The organism is Pelistega sp. MC2, assembly GCF_900099475.1.
GTDB lineage: Bacteria > Pseudomonadota > Gammaproteobacteria > Burkholderiales > Burkholderiaceae_B > Taylorella > Taylorella indica.
This window is the reverse complement of the sequence record NZ_LT628273.1, coordinates 143,574-144,865: the sequence shown is the minus strand read 5'-3', so window position 1 is coordinate 144,865 and position 1,292 is coordinate 143,574. Positions and strand designations below refer to the sequence as shown.

The window sequence follows — 1,292 nt, the reverse complement described above, 5'->3', positions numbered from 1 at the left end:
GGGTAAAACGTAGGTAATTAGCGACAGCCGGAGCTAATAGGAATAAGCATCACAGCGATCCAGCCATCGATGCTTACAGACGATTGATGGCAAGTAGCACCAAACAAAATGACTGATAGCGCATCAGCAACTATCAGTCATTTTTTTAGCTTAGCGTTTAAAAACTTAGGCTGGGAAACTACCTACAACATTACCGTCTTCGCGCCAAATCACGACCGAGGCAGGACGAGGGCGAGTTGCTTGGTCGCCGTCAGGCCAAGTAGAGGAACCGGTTGGGTTATTCTGCGCTTCTTCAACCGTTGGCGCCTTGGTGCTATTTTGCGCCTCTTTAAGCATCGGTCCTTCACCTGGGTGCTGGATATTAACAAAGATATACTTCATATCAGGCGTCCAAGTAATACCGGTGACCTCACAGCCGCGTGGACCCACCATAAAGCGACATAGCACTTTACTCTCGGGATCCGCTACCAACATGCTGTTATTGCCCTGACCTTCATACTCTCCCTGATTAGTTTAAGCATAGCACTTGTGCATTGCAAGTTTCTTACTGACTTAGGGTTAAAATCAAGCTACTCATTTTTTAACTAATCAAACTAGAATAAAACAAGCGAGGGTTTTTATATGGATACACAGCAAAGCCTCCAACAAAAACTGTGTTTTAATGGCGCTCAAGCCTTACTGGAGACTTTAATTGAGCTGGGTGTTGATACCATTTTCGGCTATCCCGGCGGTGCGGTTTTACCGCTTTATGATGCCATTTATGCTGAGCCGCGTATTCGCCATATTTTGGTACGCCACGAGCAGGGTGCGGTGCATGCCGCCGAAGGCTATGCGCGCAGCACGGGTAAACCAGGCGTGGTCTTAGTGACCTCTGGTCCCGGCATAGCTAATACTACCTCTGGCTTATTGGATGCGATGTGTGATTCGATACCTGTGCTCTGTATCAGCGGTCAAGTAGCCACGAGTGCCATTGGTACCGATGCCTTCCAAGAGTGTGATGCGATCGGTATTTCACGCCCCGTCACTAAGTGGAATGCGCAGATCAAGCTCTCCGAGGATGTGGTGCCGCTTGTTTCCAAAGCCTATCAAATAACCACCGAGAGGCGTCCAGGACCGGTGTTAATTGATTTCCCCAAAGACATTCAAATTCAAGCCATTGATAAATCGACCTTCACCATTGAAAAGCGGGCTGAAAGTACGCCGGAAGTGCCTGCACCTGCGATGTTAGCCAATATCAAACGTTCTGCCGATTTAATTGTTAACGCTCGTCGCTCGGTGTTTTACGGCGGTGG

The 1,292-nt window shown here is 48.4% G+C and carries 2 protein-coding genes; one reads left to right on the top strand and one right to left on the bottom strand.

The genetic code is table 11. The features are described from left to right. Positions 1-165: 165 nt before the first annotated feature. Positions 166-474, bottom strand: coding sequence for an alkaline phosphatase PhoX (locus tag BQ4443_RS00795; protein WP_071057755.1), 309 nt, complete (start codon positions 472-474; stop codon positions 166-168). Positions 475-621: 147 nt separating this feature from the next. Between BQ4443_RS00795 and BQ4443_RS00790 the strand changes: the two genes are divergently transcribed. Continuing rightward, positions 622-1,292, top strand: a 671-nt coding sequence (locus tag BQ4443_RS00790) for a thiamine pyrophosphate-binding protein (RefSeq protein WP_256330807.1), incomplete at its 3' end; no start/stop codon positions are given.

Bases quoted from the DNA above. Each gene is read 5' to 3' on its own strand.
- BQ4443_RS00795 (WP_071057755.1), bottom strand. From the start codon at position 474: ATGTTGGTAGCGGATCCCGAGAGTAAAGTGCTATGTCGCTTTATGGTG.